An 18,722-nucleotide genomic window follows, 5' to 3' on the forward strand; every position below is an offset into this window, starting at 1 on the left:
CGACGTCATCGCTGGCAAGCCAGCTCCCACAGTGTTTACGGTTGTTAGTGGGAGTGCCGACAAACGGCCGACGGTCGGTTTTCACACAGATCGTGTGGTCATTGTCTACAGTGAAAAGGTCGGCAGGTGTTTGCCGCAACCGTGATTGTCCAGATAAAACCCGGCACCAGTACCGGGTTCCACCTGATCAGGAGTGCACGATGGATCTCAGCCGTCGTCAGTTCTTCAAGGTCGCCGGTATCGGCCTTGCAGGCTCTAGCCTGGGCGCGTTGGGCATGGCCCCGACGCTGGCCTTCGCCGAGCAGGTGCGCCACTTCAAGCTTGCCCACACCCATGAAACCCGCAACACCTGCCCGTATTGCTCGGTCGGTTGCGGTTTGATCATGTACAGCCAGGGCGATGGAGCGAAGAACGTAGCGCAGAGCATCATTCACATTGAGGGCGACGCCGACCACCCGGTCAACCGCGGCACCCTCTGCCCGAAAGGCGCAGGACTGCTCGACTTCATTCACAGCCCCGGCCGTTTGCTCTACCCGCAAACCCGCAAGCCGGGCAGCAGTGAATGGACGCGGATCAGTTGGGACGAAGCGCTCGACCGCATCGCCGATCTGATGAAAACCGACCGCGACGCCAACTTCATCGAGAAAAATGCCAACGGGCAAACGGTGAATCGCTGGCTGAGCACCGGGTTCCTCGCCGCGTCGGCAGCGTCCAACGAAGCCGGTTACATCACCCAGAAGGTGATTCGCAGTCTCGGCATGCTGGGGTTCGATAACCAGGCGCGTGTCTGACACGGCCCGACGGTGGCAAGTCTTGCCCCGACGTACGGCCGTGGAGCCATGACCAATACCTGGACTGATATCGCCAACGCGAATCTGATCCTGGTGATGGGTGGCAATGCAGCAGAAGCGCATCCGTGCGGCTTCAAATGGGTGACCGAGGCCAAGGCGCATAACGCTGCGCGGCTGATCGTGGTTGATCCGCGTTTTACCCGGACCGCTTCGGTGGCCGACTACTACGCGCCGATCCGCACCGGCACCGACATCGCCTTCATGGGCGGCTTGATCAATTACCTGCTGACCGAGGACAAGATTCAGCACGAATACGTGCGCAACTACACCGACGTGTCGTTCATCGTCAAAGCAGGCTACGGCTTCGAAGACGGCATCTTCAGCGGCTACGACGTCGCCAAACGCAGCTACACCGACAAGTCCGGCTGGGGTTACGAACTGGGCGAGGACGGTTTCGTCAGAGTCGACCCGACCCTGCAGGATCCGCGCTGTGTCTATCAATTGATGAAGCAGCATTACAGCCGCTACAACATCGACCTCGCCAGCCAGATCTGCGGCATGCCGGTCGATGCCATGCAGAAAATCTGGGAAGAGATCGCCACCTGCTCGATCCCGGGCAAGACCATGACGATTCTCTACGCCCTCGGCTGGACCCAGCACTCGATCGGCGCGCAGATCATTCGCAGCGCGGCGATGGTGCAACTGTTGCTGGGCAACGTCGGCATGCCCGGTGGCGGGGTCAACGCCTTGCGCGGTCACTCGAACATTCAGGGCCTGACCGACCTAGGCTTGCTCTCCAATGCGCTGCCGGGCTACCTGACGCTGGGCAGCGACAGCGAGCAGGACTACGGTCAGTTCATCCACAAACGCACGCAGGTACCGCTGCGTCCGGGGCAACTGTCGTATTGGCAGAACTACAGCAAATTCCACGTCAGCCTGATGAAGTCGTGGTACGGCGCCAACGCCACCGTCGAGAACAATTGGTGCTACGACCATTTGCCGAAACTCGACATCCCCAACTACGACGTGCTGAAGATGTTCGACCTGATGAGTCAGGGCAAGGTCAACGGTTACTTCTGCCAGGGCTTCAACCCGATCGCTGCACTACCGGACAAGAACCGCGTGATGGGTGCACTGGCCAAGCTGAAGTGGCTGGTAGTGATGGACCCGCTGGCCACCGAAACCTCGGAGTTCTGGCAAAACGTCGGCCCGTACAACGACGTGAAAAGCGCTGAGATCCAGACCGAAGTCATTCGCCTGCCGACCACTTGTTTTGCCGAAGAGGACGGCTCACTGGTCAACAGCAGCCGCTGGCTGCAATGGCACTGGAAAGGCGCCGACGGCCCGGGCGAAGCGCAGACCGACATCCGCATCATGAGCGAATTGTTCCTGCGCCTGCGCAAGCGCTATCAGGCCGAGGGTGGCAAATTCCCCGATCCGCTGCTGAAACTGACGTGGCCGTACAAGATCCCCGACGAGCCTTCGCCGGAAGAACTGGCCAAGGAAATCAACGGCAGCGCCGTGGCCGATTTCACCGATGCCACCGGCGTCGCGGTCAAGGCTGGCTCGCAACTGGCCGGGTTTGGCTTGCTCAAGGATGACGGTAGCACCGCATCAGGCTGCTGGATCTTCGCCGGCAGCTGGACCGAGGCCGGTAACCAGATGGCCCGGCGCGACAACGCCGATCCGTTCGGCATGCACCAGCATTTGGGCTGGGCGTGGGCCTGGCCGGCCAACCGGCGGATTCTCTACAACCGTGCTTCGGCGGACGTCGCCGGCAAACCGTGGGACCCGAAAAAACGCCTGGTGTGGTGGAACGGCAAGGCCTGGGGCGGCACCGATGTGCCGGACTACAAGGCCGACGTGCCGCCAGAGGCGGGGATGAACCCGTTCATCATGAACCCCGAAGGCGTAGCGCGGTTCTTCGCCGTCGACAAGATGAACGAGGGGCCATTCCCCGAGCACTACGAGCCGTTTGAAACACCGATCGGCATCAATCCGCTGCACCCGCAAAACAAAAAAGCCACCAGCAACCCGGCGGCGCGGATCTTCGATTCGGTCTGGGAGACCCTCGGCGAGGCCAAGGACTTCCCGTACGCCGGCACCAGTTACCGGTTGACCGAGCATTTCCACTTCTGGAGCAAGCACTGCAAGTTGAACGCAATTGCCCAGCCCGAGCAGTTCGTGGAAATCGGCGAAGTGCTGGCGAAAGAGAAGGGCATCGCTGCCGGTGATCGCGTGCGCGTCAGTTGCAAACGCGGCTTTATCGAAGCGGTGGCGGTGGTGACAAAAAGGATCCGGCCGCTGCAGGTCAACGGCCAGGTCGTGCATCAGATCGGCATCCCGCTGCACTGGGGTTTCACCGGCCTGACGCGCCACGGTTACCTGACCAACACCCTGGTGCCGTTCCTCGGCGATGGCAATACACAGACCCCGGAATCCAAGTCATTCCTGGTCAACGTGGAGAAACTGTAAATGGCCAGCCAAGACATCATTGCCCGCTCGGCCACCACCACGGTGCCGCCATCGGTGAGGAATCAGGAAGCGGTGGCGAAGCTGATCGACACCACCAAATGCATCGGCTGCAAGGCCTGCCAGGTCGCCTGCTCGGAATGGAACGAGCTGCGCGACGAGGTCGGCCACAACCACGGCACCTACGACAACCCGCAAGACCTGAGCGCCGAAACCTGGACGTTGATGCGCTTCACCGAGCATGAAACCGACGCCGGCAACCTCGAGTGGCTGATCCGCAAGGACGGTTGCATGCACTGCGCCGAACCGGGTTGTCTGGCGGCGTGCCCGAGTCCCGGCGCAATCATCAAACACGCCAACGGCATCGTCGATTTCGATCAGGATCACTGCATCGGTTGCGGCTATTGCATCACCGGTTGCCCGTTCAATATTCCGCGTATCTCGCAGAAGGATCACAAGGCTTACAAGTGCACCTTGTGCTCGGATCGCGTGGCAGTAGGGCTGGAACCAGCCTGCGTGAAGACCTGCCCGACCGGCGCGATCGTTTTCGGCACCAAGGAAGACATGAAGGAACACGCCGCCGAACGCATCGTCGACTTGAAAAGCCGTGGCTTTGAAAACGCCGGTCTGTATGACCCGGCCGGTGTTGGCGGCACGCATGTGATGTACGTGTTGCACCACGCCGATACGCCGACCATTTACGCCAACCTGCCGCAGGATCCGGCGATCAGTCCGTTGGTGGGCCTGTGGAAAGGCATCAGCAAACCTCTGGGCCTGCTGGCCATGGGCGCGGCGGTGCTGGCCGGGTTCTTCCATTACGTGCGCATCGGCCCGAACCGGGTTGAAGAGGACGAACACCCAACGCCACCCGACACCTCGGTGCACGTCGTCGACCCGGCAGTGCACACCTTCGATCCACGCGGGGAGGACCGGCCATGAGCAACAAGACGATCCTGCGTTACACCGCCAACCAGCGCACCAATCACTGGCTGGTGGCGATCCTGTTTTTCATGGCTGGGCTGTCCGGGCTGGCGTTGTTTCATCCGTCACTTTTCTGGCTGAGCAACCTGTTCGGTGGCGGGCCGTGGACGCGGATTCTGCATCCGTTCATGGGCATCGCCATGTTTGTCTTGTTCCTCGGCCTGGTGTTGCGTTTCTGGCGCGCGAACTTCTTTATCGACAACGACTGGAAGTGGATGCGCCGCATCGATCGGGTGCTGGTCAACGACGAAGAAAGCGTACCGCCAGTGGGCAAATACAACGCCGGGCAAAAGCTGCTGTTCTGGACTTTACTGCTGTGCATGCTCGGTTTGCTGTTCACCGGGCTGGTGATCTGGCGCGCGTATTTCAGTGCGTATTTCGGCATCACCGTGATCCGTTGGGCGATGTTGTTGCATGCGCTGGCCGGGTTTGTGCTGGTGCTGAGCATCATCATTCACATCTACGCCGGGCTGTGGATCAAGGGTTCGGTGGACGCGATGCTGCATGGCTGGGTCAGCCGCGCCTGGGCGAGAAAACACCATGAACTGTGGTATCGCGACATCACCCGCGATGAACGCCAACCGGACGTGCCGGAAAGACCGATCACCAAAAAGGGCTGACCTTTGCCAACCATTCTGGAACCTGGGGAAATTGAAGCGGCGGCCAGTTCGCCGCCGTTTCTACATCTGCCGCCTTCGAATCTGTTTGCGCTGCGGGCTGATCGACTGGAGAAACTGGCCGAGGGGCATGCACTGGCTGACTATCTGCGACTGATTGCCGGGCTGTGTCGGGTGCAGCAGCAGGTGTTTGACGATCCGCCGCTGACGGCACCGTTTGATCAGCAAAGGATTGAAGCCTGTCAGCAGCATGGTTTGCCGCCGTTTGCGGCCGACACGTTGGTGCGTGAGGAGGGCTGGCAGGCTTATCTCGACGCTTTGCTGCAGCGTTACGAACCCGCTGAACAACCAGCCGTTATTGAAGCGGTGACGACGTTACGGGTCGCCAGTACCGGACAGTTACGTTCGTGGGCCGTGGCGTTGGTCAGTGGCCAATACTCAATGGTGCCGGCGCAGTTGGTGCCGTTTCTTGGCGCGGCGCTGCAAGTGGCGTGGAGTCACTGGCTACTCAGCGCACCGAATCTGCAACTCAAACCCGGTGACAGCCTCAGCCAATGCCCGGCCTGTGGTTCACCGGCCATGGCCGGGGTGATCCGCCATCGCGGCAAGCACAACGGTTTGCGTTATCTGGTGTGTTCGCTGTGTGCCTGCGAATGGCATGTTGTGCGGGTCAAGTGCGTGTACTGCGAGTCGAGCAAGGGCCTCGATTACCTGAGCCTTGAGGACGATCGGCATGCCGCGAATCAGGCGCCGTTAAGGGCGGAAGTCTGTCCGGGCTGTAACAGTTATCTGAAACTGGTGTATCTGGAAAACGATGCCGATGCTGAGGCGTTGTCGGCTGATTTGAGCAGTCTGCTTCTGGACATGCGACTGGCGCAGGACGGTTATCAGCGCTTGGCGCCTAATCTGTTATTGGCCCCGGGAGACGAATGACAGCAGGGTCTACACTCTGGCCGAACGATCTGTTTCCAGGAGTGGCTGATGTCCCTGCGGTTACCTTCCATTGATGGTGTGTTGCGTCACCCGGCCTGCGTGCCTTTGCTCGAGCGTCACGGGCGTGATTCGTTGCTGGCGGGTTTGCGTCAGTTGCTTGATGAGTTGCGCCCCAACGTGTTGAACGGGCAATTATCTGCCGTCGAAATCAGCCCTGAGGTGTTGGCGGGACGCGTCGGTGAACGTCTGGCCCAGCAACAGCGCAGTAACGTACGACGGGTATTCAACCTCACCGGCACGGTGCTGCACACCAACCTCGGTCGCGCCTTGTTACCGGACGAAGCCATCGAAGCGGTGCACATGGCCGCGCGTTATCCGCTCAATCTGGAATTCGATCTGGCCAGCGGCAAACGCGGCGATCGCGATGACCTGATCGAAGGCCTGATCCGCGAACTGACCGGTGCCGAAGCCGTCACCGTGGTCAACAACAATGCCGCTGCCGTACTGCTGACGCTCAACAGCCTGGGCGCGCGCAAGGAAGGCATCATTTCCCGTGGCGAGCTGATCGAAATCGGCGGCGCCTTCCGCATCCCCGACATCATGGCCCGCGCCGGTGTGCGCCTGCACGAAGTCGGCACGACCAATCGCACCCATGCCCGCGACTATGAGGCAGCGATCAGCCCGCGCAGCGGTTTGATCATGCGCGTGCATGCGAGCAACTACAGCATCGAAGGATTTACCGCGCGGGTGCCGACGGCGGAATTGGCCGAGTTGGCCCATCGGCATGGTTTGCCGTTGCTGGAGGATCTGGGCAGCGGCAGTCTGCTCGACCTGACTCGTTGGGGTTTGCCGGCAGAGCCGACGGTGCGTCAGGCGCTGCTGGAGGGTGCGGATATCGTTACGTTCAGCGGCGATAAATTGCTCGGCGGTCCGCAGGCCGGGTTGATCGTCGGGCGTAAAGAGCTGATCGCGAAGATCAAGAAGAACCCGCTGAAGCGCGCGTTGCGGGTGGACAAGTTGACCTTGGCGGCGCTGGAGGCGGTGCTGGGTTTGTATCGCGATCCGGATCGTCTCGCTGAACGTTTGCCGAGTCTGCGTCTGTTGACTCGCCCGCAGGCTGACATCTATGGCCAGGCTTTGCGCTTGCAGCCGTTGATGGCTGACTTGTTAGGTGAGAGCTGGCAGGTCAGTGCAGTTGAGGCCTTGGGCATGATCGGCAGCGGCAGCCAACCGGTCGCGCGTTTGCCAAGTGCGGCGCTGTGTTTTCGCCCGCAGGTTTCAAAGCGTTTGCGCGGGCGTTACCTGTTGAATCTGGAAGCGGCGTTGCGCGCGTTGCCGATCCCGGTGCTCGGGCGTATCGACGACGATGCGCTGTGGCTCGATTTGCGTCAGCTCGACGATGAGCCGGCGTGGCTCGGGCAATTGCCGCACCTGCAGGTCGACCCGTGATCGTCGGCACGGCAGGGCACATCGACCACGGCAAGACGTCGCTGCTGCAAGCCCTGACCGGACAAACCGGCGACCGCCGCCCGCAGGAACGCGAGCGCGGGATGACTATCGACCTTGGCTATCTGTATGCCGAACTGAAGCCGGGCGCGGGGCTGACCGGGTTTATCGACGTCCCCGGCCACGAGAAATTCACCCATAACATGCTGGCCGGTGCGCAAGGCATCGATCTGGTGTTGCTGGTGGTCGCCGCCGATGACGGCGTGATGCCGCAAACCCGCGAGCATCTGGCGATTGTCGAATTGCTCGGCATTCCGCGCGCCCTGGTCGCGATCAGCAAATGCGATCGCGCCGAGGCGGGCAGGGTGGAAGAAGTGCAACGCCAAGTGCTGGATCTGCTCGCCCCGGGGCCGTTTGCCGAGGCGCCGGTTTTTACGGTGTCGAGTGTGAGCGGAAAGGGGGTTGATGAATTGCGTGCGGCGCTGATGCAGGTGCAAAACGAGGTGCAGGCGCGCAGTTTTGAGGGCGGTTTTCGTTTGGCGATTGATCGGGCGTTCAGCGTCGCAGGTGCGGGGATTGTGGTCACGGGCACAGCGTTGTCGGGGACGGTTGCGGTTGGCGACAAACTGGTTATGGCGCCTTCCGGGAAAGCGGTTCGAGTGCGCGGCCTGCATGCGCAGAATCAACCCGCCGAACACGCTGTCGCCGGCCAGCGAGTGGCATTGAACCTGACGGGTGAACGCCTCGAACTGGCGCAGATCCATCGCGGCCAGTGGCTGCTCAGCGAATGGCTGCACGCGCCGACGCAACGGGTCGACATCGACTTTCAACTGCTGCCCGGCGAACGCACTTTCGAACACTTTCATCCGGTGCACGTGCACCTCGGCACGCAGGATGTCATCGCCCGCGTCGCCTTGCTCGAAGGTCCGCGCTTGAGTCCCGGCGAGCGGATGTTCGCGCAACTGCTGATCAACGCGCCGGTGCACGCGGTGAAGGGTGATCGACTGATCTTGCGCGACCAAAGTGCGCAACGCACCCTCGGTGGCGGTCAGGTGCTCGATCCGTTCGCCCCGGCGCGACAACGCCGCAGCCCCGAACGTCTGGAGCAACTGCGCGTCCTGATCTCTGGCGACGAACTCGAACACATCTTGCCCGTGCTGCTCAACTACAGCGCCGGCGGCCTCGATCCGCAGCGGCTGGAACGTCAGTTCAATCGCCCGCGCGCGACCTGGGCGTTAGCGGAAAACGTGCGCCTGATCGACACCCGCCAAGGCCCGGTGCTGTTCAATGTGCAGCGCTGGTCACAACTGAAATTCACCCTGCTGGAACAACTCGCGCAGTTCCATGAACTGGAACCCGACCAGATGGGCCCGGATCGCGATCGCTTGCGGCGCTTCAGTGGTCTGGCGCTGGAGCGTTCGACGTTTGTCAGTTTGCTGGATGAATTGCTCGCGGCCGGCTCGATCCAGGCAAGTGGGCCATGGCTGCATTTACCGGATCATCAGGTGCGCCTGAATGCCGAGGACGAAAGCCTTTGGCTGCGATTACAGCCGTTGTTCGAACAGGCCGGTTTCGACCCGCCGTGGGTCCGTGACGTGGCCAAAGTGTTGGGGCAGGACGATGCAGTTGTGCGCCTGCTGCTGCGCAAACTCGCCCGTCTGGGCTTGATGCATCAAGTGGTGCGCGACCTGTTCCTGAGTGACGCGCAACTGCGCCGAATGGCCGATGTACTGCTCAAACTGGCCAAGGAAAATCCGCAGATCCAGGTGACAACCTTCCGCGATGCGCTAGGCTTGGGACGCAAACGCTGTATTCAGTACCTCGAATATTTCGACCGCGTCGGCCTGACCCGACGCCTCGGCGAATCCCGCCAGATCCGCCCCGACAACGCGCTGGCCCACGCCGATGCGCAATGAGTTCAAGGAAGGCAATCGCGCCCGGTGGCGCGGCCGGGCTTCAAACCCGGTTGGGGACGGCATCCGTTCCCGGGCAGGTTCGACTCCGGCTGCCTTCCGCCAGTTTTTCCTCCGGATCTCCCCCGATCCAGTGTGGGAGCGAGCTTGCTCGCGAAAGCGGTGTACCAGTTGATCGTTCCCACGTTCTGCGTGGGAATGCAGCCCGGGACGCTCCGCGTCCCTTCCAAAGCCGAACGCGGAGCGTCCGTTGAGGCATTCTTTTGCGGCGCGTGGGAACGATCATCGAGGCCCGCTACTGCGGCAATTCCAGATTATCCATCACCCGATTCACCGCCAGCTCCCCAAGCATGATCAGTTGCGCGATACCCAACAACGTCCTGCGCTGCGACGCCGGTATCAGATGGGCAAAGTCATGGGCGATGGTTCTGGCCGAGGCAAGTGTTTCGCTGGCATCCGCCAGCAGCTCCTCGTTTTTGAAGTCGGCGGTCACGGCGTACATCCGGCGGGTTTTACGGGGCGGCGGGGTGGAGCCGGGTGGACAGAGATAGTGGTCGAGCGCGCGGTTGATCGTTCCCACGCTCCGCGTGGGAATGCAGCCCGGGACGCTCTGCGTCCAATCCAGAGCCGAACGCGGAGCGTCCGTTGAGGCATTCCCACGCAGAGCGTGGGAACGATCATCGAAGGCCGCTACTGCGGCAACTCCAGATTATCCATCACCCGATTCACCGCCAGTTCGCCGAGCATGATCAGTTGCGCAATTCCCAACAGCGTCCGTCGCTGCGACGCGGGTACGAGATGGGCGAAATCATGGGCGATGGTTCTGGCTGAGGCGAGTGTTTCGCTGGCATCGGCCAGCAGTTCTTCGTTTTTGAAGTCTGCGGTCACGGCGTACATTCGGCGGGTTTTGCGGGGCGATGTGGTCGAGCCGGGCGGGCAGAGGTAGTGATCAAGCGCGCGTTCGGCGGCGTCGTTGAGCTTTTTTGAATCGAGGGATTCGTAGGGCGAGGCTAGATCGATTTCGGGCGGGTTGGGTGTTGGTTTGATCATTGTAAAGCTCCTTGATTGCTGGAGCCGCCACATTTCGCTGCGAAACGAAGAGAGGTGGCAGCTGTACGCAGGTTCGCAGACCGGGAATCAAGGCACCCGGCATACCCGAAGGTATCCCGCGCACAGCCGCCATGAAGCGCCATTGCCATTAATCTTGATGGCAATGGAGTGGAGCGCTGTGCGCCTTGATTGAACCGGGCTGCGAAACCCGATCGCTGATTCGTCAGCGACCGCACCACAATAGAACCCGACCCCAAGGCGCACAAGCCGGCGGATTCTGGCGTAGCTGTAGGCAACGGCGCAAGAATTTGTAGCCTTGAAGGCGTGTCTGGAGGTGTCTTTTAAACACCGGAGTTTAAAAGGCAAAAGATTGGGCGACTGGCTGGGTGCAAGCGTGGTTTGTCCCTGTTACCCCCAGGGTTTGTGACCGACGCAGTAACCTGTGGGAGCGAGCATGCTCGCGAAGGCGCTTTGTCAGGCGAAATCAATGTAACTGACCTATTGCATTCGCGAGCAAGCTCGCTCCCACAGTTGAATGATTGCGGGCGGGTTGATCGTGGTGCGTCAGAAACCCAACGGGTACTGGATCACCACGTAAATCCGGTCAATGTCATCACCGGCCTGCGCCTCATTGGCGCGGTGCGATACATGCGAGACCTGCACCGACAAATCCTTCGCCGCGCCCGATTGCACGACGTACTTCAAATCGATATCGCGCTCCCAGTGCTTGCCGCCGTCGCCTTGCTGCGGCTGGTAACTGCCGCTGTCAGGATCGAACGGGTTGTACGCGCCGCCCTCGGGCGCATGGGTGCCATCGATGTGGCTGCCGGCGACGTAGCGGGTCATGAAAGTCAGGCCGGGGATGCCGAGGGCACCTAGGTCGAGGTCGTAGCGCGCTTGCCAGGAGCGCTCGTTGGCGCCGTTGAAATCGGCGTATTTGATCGAGTTGGCAAGGTAAATCGAGTCGCCGCCGACGAAATCGAACGGTGTGTCGCCATTGATCTTTTGCCAGCCGAGCATCACCGCGTGCGGGCCAAAGGTGTATTTGCCGGACAGGCTGAACGCGGTGTTGTCGATGGCGCCGGCCAGCGCCCGGCCGGTGTCGCGGGTGTGGTAGAGGTTGGCGTCGAGCAGCACGCCGGACTGTTTGAAGTGCAGGTTGCCGTAGTACTGGTGCCAGGTGTCGCTCAGGTCCGAGGCATACAACGCGCCGCCCACTGGGCTGTCGGTGAACAGATCGGCACCGACGAAACTGATCCCGCCGGCCTCGGTATTGGCGCCGTAGCCGTAGAAATCGCCTTTGCCCGATGAGCTGTCCTGATTCTTGAACGCGGTGAAATGCCCGGCCACCAGATTGACGTGGTCGAACTCGGCGCTGTTAAGCAGAAAACCGGTGGCGTACTCCGGTTGCAAGCGTTTGTCGGAGGTGTCGAACACCGGCGTTTCCACGGTCATTTCACCGAAGGCGAGGGTGGTGCGCGAGGCTTTCAGCTTGAGTGCGCCGCCAGCGCTGGAGTAATCGTTTTCGCTGCGGCCATCGCTGTCGACTGGCAGCAGACCGGTGCCGGAATGGCCCTTGCCGCCGTCGAGTTTCAGACCGGCGAAGGCGTGGGCATCAATGCCGAAACCGACTGTGCCGGCGGTGAAACCGGATGAGAAAGTGCCGATAAAGCCTTGTGCCCATTCCTGTTTGTAGTTTTTGCCGGACGGTGAGGGCGAGCGGTAATCGTTGCTCAGGTAAAAGTTGCGGCTGAGCACTTCGCTTTTGGCATCGTCGAAGAAACCGCTGGCGTGGGCGGTGGTGGTCAGACCGCAGAGCAGCGCGAGCAGGGTGAGGCGCGAGGGGACGCAGTCGATCATGGTCAGTGGCCAGCGGCAATTGAGGTGGCCTGGATGATCGCGGGAATGCAGTGCAGGGTGATTGAGCGGATGTGCTGAATTGCTGTGGCTGGCAGGTCAAGAGGTTGTGATAGTGCTGACGCCATCGCTGGCAAGCCAGCTCCCACAGGGATACGGGGGGGCTCAAGATTAATGGCTACACAATCCCTTGTAGGAGTGAGTCTGCTCGCGATAGCGGTGTATCAGTCAAATTTATCGAGCCTGACACACAGCTATCGCGAGCAGGCTCACTCCTACAGGGTTTTGGGTTGAATGAGGGTTTTGTGGCGGGAGCAAAAACCTGTGGGAGCTGGCTTGCCAGCGATGGCGGTGTGTCAGGCAACATTTCTGCTAGCTGACACAGCACATTTCCACAGGTTTGATCGCGTTACGACAATGGCGGTGTGCGCGGCGGGATCTGCCGTTTGCTGCCGGTCGATTCAAACGCAGCGGCGAAACGCAGCAGGTTCGAGTCGTCGTAGGCGCGGCCAGCGAAGGTCAGGCCGACCGGCATGCCGATGTCGGCCATCACGCCCATCGGCACGGTGACGGTTGGCACGCCGAGGTGGCGGATCGCAAGGTTGCCGTTCGCCACCCAGATGCCGTTGCTCCAGGCTATGTCGGCCGACTCCGGATTGACGTCCGCATCCGCCGGGCCAACATCGGCGACGGTCGGGAACAGCACGGCGTCGAGGCCCAGCTTGTCCATCCAGTCCTCAAGATCGATACGCCGAGTCTGCTCCAGACCACGCAAGCCATCGGGCACGGTGCTGATTTCATTCCACGGCGTGATGCCGCGTTCGGCCATGCGCACGTATTCATCCATGCCCGCGACCAGATCGCCCTCACGGTTAGGCAGCGTGCCCGGTTCGTGCGGGAAGATTTTCGCGCCGTCGACGTCGACCAGACGATTGAGTTTCGGGTCGCCGTTGGCTTGCAGGAAGTCATCGAACGCCCATGCAGTCAGGTCCCACAGCTCATGGTGAAGGAACTCTTTCGAGACCAGACCACGGGTGAACACAGTCGGCGCGCCGGGACGATCGCCCTCGCAGTTGGAGACCAGCGGGAAATCGGTTTCGACGACTTCGGCACCGGCGGCTTCGAGGGCCTGACGCGCCTGCTTCCACAGGTCGATCACGGAGGCGCGGGTGTTGATGCGCTGGCCGGTCGGGCCACCGATGCCCGGTGCTTCGCTGGTGCCGGCTTCAGGGTCGGCATTGATGAACATGCGCGGCACGGCGAAACGCTTGCCGGCCAGCGCTTTGGCGTCGACGGCCAGATCGGCGTAGGCGGCGGGGCGCACTTCGTTGACGCGAGGAATCGGCACCCACGGTTGCAGGCGCCAGAGGTCGCCACGGGTGTCCGGGTCTTCGGCCACCACAATGTCGAGGACTTCGAGCAGGTCAGCCATGGTCCGTGCGTAAGGCACGACGACGTCCATGGTCGGCGTCAACGGCCAGTTGCCGCGCACCGAGATCACCCCGCGCGACGGCGTGTAGGCGCACAAACCATTGTTGGACGCCGGGCCACGTCCGCTCGACCAGGTTTCTTCCGCCAGACCGAACGCGGCGAAACTCGCGGCAGTGGCGGTGCCGGCACCGTTCGAGGAGCCGGAGGCAAACGGCGCAGTGAGGTAATCAGCGTTGTAAGGGCTTTCGGCGCGACCGTAGACGCCGCGCTGCATGCCGCCATTGGCCATCGGCGGCATGTTGGTCTTGCCCAGGCAGATCGCCCCGGCGGCGCGCAGACGTTCGATGGTGAAGGCGTCGCGATAAGCCACCAGATCGGCGAAGGCCGGGCTACCGGACGCGGCGGTCAGGCCTTTGACCAGATAGCTGTCCTTGGCGGTATAAGGAATGCCGTCGAGCGGGCCGAGGGTTTCGCCTTTGGCACGGCGGGCATCGGACGCCCGTGCCTCGTTCAACGCTTCAGGGTTGCGCACGACTACGGCATTCAGCGCAGTCGCGGTGTCGGCGCCGTCGTAGGCATCGATACGCGCCAGATAGGCCTGCACCAGCTCGACCGAGGTGGTCTCGCCTGATTCAAGGGCGGCACGCAGTTGGGCAATGGAAACTTCGGTGACTTCGATCATGCGCTCACCGCCGTTTGCGATGGGGCAAGGTTTTTCCTGGAATGGGTGTTCATATCGGTTCTCGTTGCACGGCTTTACGCGACAAGGTTAAGACTGGCGCCTATTTAACACCAAGCGGCGTGCGGAGTAATCGGCGGGAATGATCTCCCACCGATTTTCCCTTTCAGGCTTACACCATTCCCTGTGGGAGCTGGCTTGCCAGCGATGGGGCCAGCCCATTCGATAATGATGTGTCTGAACTATCGCCATCGCTGGCAAGCCAGCTCCCACAGGGATTTTATGGTGTTCACAGACGGCAGGTATGACCGCAGCCGATCACAGCACCCCATACTCCCGCGCCGTCCGATCCACCGCAATCCGCGTCTTGTCGAGCAACTCGTCCAGCTCCGTGCGCGTGGCCACCAGCGCCGGGGCCATGATCATCCGCCCCAGTGTTGACCGAATGATCAGCCCTTCCTCAAAGCCAATCGTGCGGCAACGCCATGCGATATCGTTTTCATTGGCAAAGCGCTTGCGGCTGGCCTTGTCCTCAGCAAACTGCAACGCCGCCACCAGGCCAACGCCCTGAATCTCCCCCACCAACGGGTGATTGCCAAACACTTCGCGCAGGCAGTTTTGCAGATATGGGCCGGTGTCGGTTTTCACCTGAGTCACCACGCCTTCATCGCGCAAGGCCTTGAGGTTGGCAATCGCCACGGCAGCCGCCACCGGGTGCCCGGAATAGGTCAGGCCGTGGGCAAACACGCCGCCTTTCTCGACCAATGCTTCAGCCATGCGCCGTGACAGAATCAAACCGCCCATAGGGATATAACCTGAGGTCAGGCCCTTGGCGATCGACAGCGTGTCGGGTTCAAAACCGAATGCCTGATGGGCGAACCATTCACCGGTGCGGCCGAAACCGCCAATCACTTCGTCCGCACACAGCAGCACGTCATATTTGCGGCAGATGCGCTGGATTTCCGGCCAATAAGTCGCCGGCGGAATGATCATCCCTCCCGCACCCTGAAAAGGTTCGGCGACGAACGCAGCGACCTTGTCGGCGCCCAGTTCGAGAATCTTGTCTTCCAGTTGTCGCGCCGCGCGCAAGCCGAATTCTTCCGGGCTGAGGTTGCCTTCGTGGGCGAACCAGTACGGCTCATCGATGTGCGCGACATCCGGGATGGTACCGCCCATCTCGTGCATGAATTTCATACCGCCCAGCGCCGTCGCGGCCAGGGTCGAGCCGTGGTAGCCGTTCCAGCGGCCGATCATGATTTTCTTCTCGGGTTTGCCCATCACCTGCCAGAACTTGCGCACGGTGCGGATCAGCACTTCGTTGGCTTCGGAGCCGGAGTTGGTGTAGATCGCGTGGCTGTAGTGCTTGGGCAACAGGCTGAAGAGCAGTTCGGACAGCTCGATCACCGCCGGGTGAGTGGTGTGGAAGAACATGTTGTAGTAGGGCAGTTGTTCCAGCTGCGCGGTCGCGGCGGCGGCCAGATCCTTGCGCCCGTAACCGAGATTGGTGCACCACAGGCCGGACATGCCGTCCAGATAACGCTTGCCGTCGTTGTCCCACAATGCCAGACGATCGCCGCTGACCATCACTCGCGGGCCTTCCTCGTTGAGGGCCTTCTGATCAACGAACGCGTGGATGTGGTGAGCGGCGTCAGAGGCTTGGTAATCGCGGGTACTGCGGGTCGAATCGAATTCGGCGGACATGGCGGATCTCCAGAGCAAAGGGCAAGTGGGTGCGTTCGTCGCAGCGCTGCACGGATAAAGTTTTGTCATCTAAAAATATTTTTGTAAAGAAAATATTTGTCGATGAAAAAAGATATCCGTAGGCTGAGGGCCATTGGCAAGGATCATCAGAGGCAACATGAGCGGACTCAGAGAGCGGCAAAAGGAACAGCGCCGGCAGGTGATTGCCGAGGCGGCGCTCGAGTTGTTCAAGCGCAACGGCTTTGCGGCCACCACGCTGGACCAGATCGCCGTGCAGGCGGGGGTTTCGGCGCCGACGGTGGTCAACTATTTCGGCGGCAAGCAGGAGATTTTGCTGGCCTTGCTCAAGCAACCCGATGAGCAAGCCATGCGCGAGGCGCGGGCGAATCTGGACGATGACAGCGATCCGCTGGAGGCGTTGTGCGAGTTCGAAGGGCTGATGACCGATTACCAGCTACAGGCGATGCCGGCTTCGCTGTGGCGGGAACTGGCGCCGTTTCTGCTGACCGGCGAACTGGCCGAAGCGATGAGCCCGTGGAATGCCGCCGTGATCGGAGAGACGAAAGCGCTGCTTTTGCATTTCCAGCAAGCGGGAAAAGTGCGCGAATCGATCGATCTCGACGTGGTGGCGACGCTGTTCAACCAGTACGCGAACATGGCGTTCATTCGATTGGCGACCCAGGAAATCCCTGATCGAGCCGCGCACGCCTTGCACATGCGCGGGGTTTTGAACCTGTTGTGCCACGGCATGCTGGAGCGCTAAGGCTAAAAGACGATGTGCCGGAAGTGGACTAGGCTCACAGCGGTTCAACGCTGGCCCAATCCAGGAGCGCCGACATGGAAGACAAACCGCTGATCACGTTTCAGAGTTCCAGAGCACTGCTGGACGTGCTCATTCGAGCGGGCCTGATCACCGTTCTGGTGCTGTTCTGCTACGACATTTTTCATCCGTTTCTCAATGTCATGCTCTGGGCGCTGATCCTGGCCGTCACGTTGTATCCGCTGAATCAGCTGCTGGGCGCGAAACTCGGTCATCGCTATGGCTGGGCGGCAATCATTCTGGTGTTGCTGGGTCTGGTGATTCTGATGTTGCCGTTAAGCCTGCTGGGCGCGTCGATCGCCGAGTCGATCAAGGGCAGCATGCACACGTTCGAAGCCGGCCAGTTCGAGATACCGCCGCCACCGGCCAGTGTCGAAGGCTGGCCGTTGATTGGCGCGCCGCTTTACGGCATCTGGATGCACGCTTCGCAGGACCTGAGCTGGGTGTTTCAGGAACTGGCGCCACATCTCAAGGACTGGAGCAAAGTGGTGTTGCATCAAGCCGCCGGTGTCGGGGCGGGCATCGTGGTGTTTGTGATTGCGTTGATCGTCGCCGGGTTGATCATGCACCACGGCGAGCGCGGCCACCGCACAGCGGTGGCTGTCACCACACGCATTTCCGGGCCGGTGCGCGGCCCGCAGATTGCCGAACTGTGCACGGCAACCATCCGCGCCGTGGCGCAGGGTGTGGTCGGCATCGCCTTTATTCAGATGCTGCTGGTCGGCGTGGCACTGGTGGTCATGGGTGTGCCGGCGGCCGGTGTTCTCGCCTTGATGGTGTTGCTGCTGGGCATCACCCAATTGCCGGTGCTGCTGATCTCGCTGCCCATCGTGATTTATGTCTTCGCCGTGGACGGGGTCAGCGCCGGCACGATTATCTTTGCGGTGTGGATGGCGATTGCCGGGCTTGCTGACAACGTGCTCAAACCGATGTTGCTGGGTCGCGGCGTCGCGGTGCCGATGCCGGTGGTGCTGATTGGCGCACTGGGCGGCATGGTCACCAGCGGCATTATTGGTTTGTTCACCGGGCCGGTGATTCTGGCGGTTGGCTACGAATTGTTCATCGGTTGGGTGTATCAACCGGCCGATGTCACCGAGCTTCTGGAGAGCCAGCGCAAAGAACATCTGCCGTGACACTCATCCCTCTCGCTGACGCATTGGCGTACCCCCACACTGAGGTCTAGGCTGGTCAGTCAGTTGCCCTTCGGGCGCAACGCCCACCCAGGGACAGGAGCGGAACCGATGAAAGCCCCAGCCAGTATTGTCTGCCTGATGTTCACACTGGTTCTCGCGCCGGGAGCCCACGCCGAAGACCCGCCCGTAACGCCCGCTGCCGAAGCGACGGACGATACGCCGTTGATCAACCCGCAAGTGGTCGACAAGCTCATCGACATGGGCAACTACCTGCGCAGCCTGCCGAAATTCCAGGTCGATGCCCAAGTCTCGCGGGACACGGTTCTGGAGTCTGGGCAGAAGATCAAGACCGAGTCCGCCAACACCCTGAAAGTGGTCGGCCACGATCGTTTGTATGCGAAAAGCGAAGGCGACGTGCGCACCCGCGAGTTCTTCTACAACGGCAAGAAACTCACCCAGTATTCGCCTTATCTGAAGTACTACACCACCGTCGATGCCCCGGCCACCGTGGCGGAAACCCTGCACAAGGTCGAGAACTTCTACGGGGTGCAGGTGCCGATGGAGGATCTGTTTCTGTTCGGCAGTGATCAGGCGCAGATCGATGCCTTGAAAGCCGCGCTGTACGTGGGCCCATCGGTCATCAAGGGCCAGCTCTGCGACCATTTGGCGTTTCGCCAGGAAGGTATCGACTGGCAATTGTGGCTGACCCGCTCCGACAAACCCTTGCCGTGCAAACTGGTGATTACCACCACCGACGAGAAGAGCTTTCCCGAGTACAGCGCGGTGTATCAATGGAACCTCAAGCCGACCATCCCGGACACGCAGTTCACCTTCAAACCGGGCAAAGGCGATGTGGCGATTGCGTTTAAAAAAGCCAGCGATCAGGGAGGGCAGTGAC

13 protein-coding genes, 1 tRNA gene and 1 pseudogene are annotated in these 18,722 nt (G+C 61.1%); 10 read left to right on the forward strand and 5 right to left on the reverse strand.

What is annotated here, in order from left to right:
- Positions 1-200 precede the first annotated feature (200 nt).
- From fdnG to RMV17_RS13580, 7 genes are all read left to right on the forward strand, one after another.
- Positions 201-3,266 (forward strand): formate dehydrogenase-N subunit alpha, encoded by a 3,066-nt coding sequence (gene fdnG / locus RMV17_RS13550; RefSeq protein WP_311886832.1) that lies wholly within the window; start codon positions 201-203, stop codon positions 3,264-3,266.
- Positions 3,267-4,202, forward strand: coding sequence for a formate dehydrogenase subunit beta (gene fdxH, locus RMV17_RS13555; protein WP_008082738.1), 936 nt, complete (start codon positions 3,267-3,269; stop codon positions 4,200-4,202). It begins immediately after the preceding gene.
- The gene (locus tag RMV17_RS13560; protein ID WP_311886833.1) at positions 4,199-4,864 is read left to right on the forward strand and encodes a formate dehydrogenase subunit gamma; all 666 of its coding nucleotides are present in this window, start codon (positions 4,199-4,201) and stop codon (positions 4,862-4,864) included. Before fdxH ends, RMV17_RS13560 begins: the two co-directional genes overlap by 4 nt.
- 3 nt (positions 4,865-4,867) lie before the next feature.
- The gene (gene fdhE / locus RMV17_RS13565; RefSeq protein ID WP_311886834.1) at positions 4,868-5,794 is read left to right on the forward strand and encodes a formate dehydrogenase accessory protein FdhE; all 927 of its coding nucleotides are present in this window, start codon (positions 4,868-4,870) and stop codon (positions 5,792-5,794) included.
- A 45-nt stretch (positions 5,795-5,839) separates the two neighbouring features.
- Positions 5,840-7,243: an L-seryl-tRNA(Sec) selenium transferase gene (selA, locus tag RMV17_RS13570; RefSeq protein ID WP_311887042.1), complete on the forward strand. Its 1,404-nt coding sequence runs from the start codon at positions 5,840-5,842 to the stop codon at positions 7,241-7,243.
- On the forward strand, positions 7,240-9,156 hold the full coding sequence (gene selB, locus RMV17_RS13575) for a selenocysteine-specific translation elongation factor (RefSeq protein ID WP_311887043.1): 1,917 nt from the start codon (positions 7,240-7,242) through the stop codon (positions 9,154-9,156). Before selA ends, selB begins: the two co-directional genes overlap by 4 nt.
- 6 nt (positions 9,157-9,162) lie before the next feature.
- A tRNA-Sec gene (locus RMV17_RS13580) sits at positions 9,163-9,258 on the forward strand.
- 190 nt (positions 9,259-9,448) lie between these two features.
- Here RMV17_RS13580 and RMV17_RS13585 read toward each other — a convergent pair.
- The 5 genes and pseudogenes from RMV17_RS13585 to RMV17_RS13605 all read right to left on the reverse strand — a co-directional run.
- Positions 9,449-9,721 (reverse strand): annotated as a pseudogene (locus RMV17_RS13585) (DUF6124 family protein); the annotation flags it as partial.
- Positions 9,722-9,843: 122 nt separating this feature from the next.
- Positions 9,844-10,203 carry a DUF6124 family protein gene (locus RMV17_RS13590; RefSeq protein ID WP_311886835.1) on the reverse strand — a complete coding sequence of 120 codons (360 nt, stop codon included), beginning with the start codon at positions 10,201-10,203 and terminating at the stop codon, positions 9,844-9,846.
- Positions 10,204-10,767: 564 nt separating this feature from the next.
- The gene (locus RMV17_RS13595; RefSeq protein ID WP_311886836.1) at positions 10,768-12,063 is read right to left on the reverse strand and encodes an OprD family porin; all 1,296 of its coding nucleotides are present in this window, start codon (positions 12,061-12,063) and stop codon (positions 10,768-10,770) included.
- Positions 12,064-12,469: 406 nt separating this feature from the next.
- The gene (locus RMV17_RS13600; protein ID WP_311886837.1) at positions 12,470-14,173 is read right to left on the reverse strand and encodes an amidase; all 1,704 of its coding nucleotides are present in this window, start codon (positions 14,171-14,173) and stop codon (positions 12,470-12,472) included.
- A gap of 315 nt (positions 14,174-14,488) precedes the next feature.
- Complete coding sequence (locus RMV17_RS13605; protein ID WP_311886838.1) at positions 14,489-15,871, reverse strand: aspartate aminotransferase family protein; 1,383 nt, start codon at positions 15,869-15,871, stop codon at positions 14,489-14,491.
- Between the two features lie 157 nt (positions 15,872-16,028).
- Between RMV17_RS13605 and RMV17_RS13610 the strand changes: the two genes are divergently transcribed.
- The 3 genes from RMV17_RS13610 (at position 16,029) to RMV17_RS13620 (ending at position 18,721) form a co-directional block, all read left to right on the forward strand.
- Positions 16,029-16,634, forward strand: coding sequence for a TetR/AcrR family transcriptional regulator (locus RMV17_RS13610; RefSeq protein ID WP_311886839.1), 606 nt, complete (start codon positions 16,029-16,031; stop codon positions 16,632-16,634).
- Positions 16,635-16,708: 74 nt separating this feature from the next.
- A complete protein-coding gene (locus RMV17_RS13615; protein WP_108224548.1) occupies positions 16,709-17,824 on the forward strand; it encodes an AI-2E family transporter in 1,116 nt (371 codons plus the stop codon).
- Between the two features lie 108 nt (positions 17,825-17,932).
- Positions 17,933-18,721 carry a DUF2092 domain-containing protein gene (locus RMV17_RS13620; RefSeq protein WP_311886840.1) on the forward strand — a complete coding sequence of 263 codons (789 nt, stop codon included), beginning with the start codon at positions 17,933-17,935 and terminating at the stop codon, positions 18,719-18,721.
- The last annotated feature ends 1 nt before the right edge of the window (position 18,722 follow it).

The sequence above is a fragment of the Pseudomonas sp. VD-NE ins genome, from assembly GCF_031882575.1.
Taxonomy (GTDB): domain Bacteria; phylum Pseudomonadota; class Gammaproteobacteria; order Pseudomonadales; family Pseudomonadaceae; genus Aquipseudomonas; species Aquipseudomonas fluorescens_BZ.

What these genes read in the sequence shown, in the direction of transcription:
- RMV17_RS13600 (WP_311886837.1), bottom strand. Translation starts at nt 14,173, where the DNA reads ATGATCGAAGTCACCGAAGTTTCCATTGCCCAACTGCGTGCCGCCCTT.
- RMV17_RS13615 (WP_108224548.1), top strand. Translation starts at nt 16,709, where the DNA reads ATGGAAGACAAACCGCTGATCACGTTTCAGAGTTCCAGAGCACTGCTG.
- RMV17_RS13590 (WP_311886835.1), bottom strand. Translation starts at nt 10,203, where the DNA reads ATGATCAAACCAACACCCAACCCGCCCGAAATCGATCTAGCCTCGCCC.
- RMV17_RS13605 (WP_311886838.1), bottom strand. Translation starts at nt 15,871, where the DNA reads ATGTCCGCCGAATTCGATTCGACCCGCAGTACCCGCGATTACCAAGCC.
- fdxH (WP_008082738.1), top strand. Translation starts at nt 3,267, where the DNA reads ATGGCCAGCCAAGACATCATTGCCCGCTCGGCCACCACCACGGTGCCG.
- RMV17_RS13610 (WP_311886839.1), top strand. Translation starts at nt 16,029, where the DNA reads ATGAGCGGACTCAGAGAGCGGCAAAAGGAACAGCGCCGGCAGGTGATT.
- RMV17_RS13595 (WP_311886836.1), bottom strand. Translation starts at nt 12,063, where the DNA reads ATGATCGACTGCGTCCCCTCGCGCCTCACCCTGCTCGCGCTGCTCTGC.
- RMV17_RS13620 (WP_311886840.1), top strand. Translation starts at nt 17,933, where the DNA reads ATGAAAGCCCCAGCCAGTATTGTCTGCCTGATGTTCACACTGGTTCTC.
- RMV17_RS13560 (WP_311886833.1), top strand. Translation starts at nt 4,199, where the DNA reads ATGAGCAACAAGACGATCCTGCGTTACACCGCCAACCAGCGCACCAAT.